Raw genomic sequence first — 2,256 nt, forward strand, 5'->3', positions numbered from 1 at the left:
GGTGTAGATGAAGCCCTTCAGCATGATCCGCGCGCCGATGATCCGCATCAGATAGCGAAGCGCGGGCGGCTGGCCGCCATTATAGCTGTCGATCATCCCGCAGATCGCGAAGCGGGCGTTGTTGCGCGCGCTCGCCAGCGCGGCGTCGAGATGATCGCCGCCGACATTGTCGAAATAGACGTCGATCCCCTTCGGCGCCGCCTCGGCAAGCTGCCTGACGATCGGGCCGGCGCGGTAGTCGATCGCCGCATCGGCGCCGAGCTCGCGCACCCAGGCGCACTTCTCCTCGCCGCCGGCCGACCCGATCACGGTCATACCCTTGGCCTTCGCGATCTGCACCACCGCCGACCCTACCGCTCCGGCGGCGGCCGAGACGAACACAATGTCGCCTTCCTTGGCCTCGGCCACGCGAAGCAGCCCGAAATAGGCGGTCGCGCCGGTCAGCCCCAGATTGCCGAGCCATTGCTGGTCCGGCACGCCCATCGGCGGCACCTTGGTGAAGTGCTCGGCCTTGCCAACCGCCTGCTCGCGCCAGCCCAGCATGTGGAAAACGGTATCGCCCGGCGCCAGGTTCTCGGAGCGGCTCTCCACCACCTTGCCGACTGCACCGCCCTGAAGCGGCGCCCCAACCTCGAACGGCGGGACATAGCTCTTCACGTCGTTCATCCGTCCGCGCATGTACGGATCGACCGAAAGCCATCCATTCTCGACCCGCATCATCCCCTCGTCGAGCGGCGGCAGGTCCATCTCCTTCAGCTCGAAATTGTCCATGTCCGGCATGCCCGACGGCCGCGATTTCAGATGCCATGCGCGCGTCCCGGTCATTTCGCTCTCCCCTCGCTGAAGCTGGTGGTCGCTTTCGCTTCAACGGAGCGGAGAGTCAAAAAAGGCCCGGCGAGTTTCCCCGCCGGGCCTTCTTGTCGGCAATCGCGGCTCTATTCGTCGCGATCGCTGTAGGTGCCCGAGGAGCTCCGGTTCAGCATATGCGGACCGTCGCTTCCCTCATTGCCGCGGTCGAAAAGGGCGCGGTTCTGCTCTTCGTCGCGCCAGGCCTTCATCGCTTCCTCGGCAGTCTTGTTGACCTTCACCTGCTCATCGACGCTTTCGATCCAGGAACAGGGGATCGAGTGATGGATACCGCCGGCATTCTCGTCATTCTTGGTGAGGATGATGCGATCGCCGCGCACCTTGTCGACAGTGCCGATATGCTGGCCATCGGAGCCGATCACCTCCATATGCTCGCTGGCCCAGCCCATATGCTGGCGCTGGGTCTGCCGCTTCTCGCGCCAGCCGCCGAAATCCTGTTCGAACTTCGACTGATGCTCCTGGCGATAGGCGTGATAGTCGTTGTCGAGCTGCTCGATCTGGCGCTGGCGCCATTCCGAATAATGCGGATCGTGATGGAACCCGCTTTGATTGTCATAGCCCTGCTGCCTTCCGCCGCGATCGTCGCCGAGCAGCTTCGCGGTATCGATGTGGCGTTCGCCGGCCTGGCCCATCGCGGCATAGCGAGCCGCGGAGCTTCCGGCGCCGCCGCCGGCGGAGATGCCTGCGCCCGCGCCATAGCCGGAATCGACCGGAGACGACATCGGATGCGCGCCCTGCGCCCCGACATGGCCGGGGTCTACGCGGTCGAAGCGGCGGCCATTGTCGTCAAGCCCGCCGAAGCCGGAGCCGCCCCAAGGCTCGGCGGTGCCGCCACCGCCGCCGCCATAGCTCGAACGCCCGCCTGCCGGGCCGCCCCTGGACTCGAAATCCTCGCGCTCACGGCCCTGCTGCTGGCCCCGGCCCTGCTGCTGCGAGCCATATTGCCGGTCGAAATGATCGTCGCCCCAGCCGCGCTGGTTGCCGAAGCCGCCGCCGAAGCTTGCACCGCCGCGGCCCCAGTCGCCCCCACCCTGTCCACCGCTTTGGCCGCGTTCGCAGCCGCGCCCGCCGCGATCGTCCTCGTCGCTGAACCAGGAGCGGACCTGCTCGCCCGCGCGTTCGAAGAAGCCGCGATCCTCGTTGCCGGAGCCGCCGCGATTGCCGCGCTCACGGTCGCTGCCCCAGTCGCCGAAGCTGCTGCGCTCGCGCTCCCAGCGGCCTTCGCCACCTTCGCCGCGGCCGCCGCGTCCCTGCCATCGATCATCGCCATAACGGTTGTCGCCGTAGCCCATGAAATCCTCCTACTCTGTGGCGGATCCGCGTCACTGGCGCACGGACGATCCGGCGCTTGCGGTCCAGCGGGAAGAACGAAGGGGTAAGGCGGCCCGT

General features: G+C 66.9%; 2 protein-coding genes. Both read right to left on the reverse strand.

Annotated features, from left to right (window positions below; genetic code table 11):
• On the reverse strand, window positions 1-825 hold an 825-nt coding region (locus VF662_RS07835; protein WP_464139604.1), incomplete at its 3' end, for an NADP-dependent oxidoreductase.
• Window positions 826-935: 110 nt separating this feature from the next.
• Complete coding sequence (locus tag VF662_RS07840; RefSeq protein WP_464139606.1) at window positions 936-2,159, reverse strand: DUF2171 domain-containing protein; 1,224 nt, start codon at window positions 2,157-2,159, stop codon at window positions 936-938.
• Window positions 2,160-2,256: the final 97 nt, after the last annotated feature.

Source organism: Allosphingosinicella sp. (assembly GCF_036387215.1).
In the GTDB taxonomy this organism is placed as follows: Bacteria; Pseudomonadota; Alphaproteobacteria; order Sphingomonadales; family Sphingomonadaceae; genus Allosphingosinicella.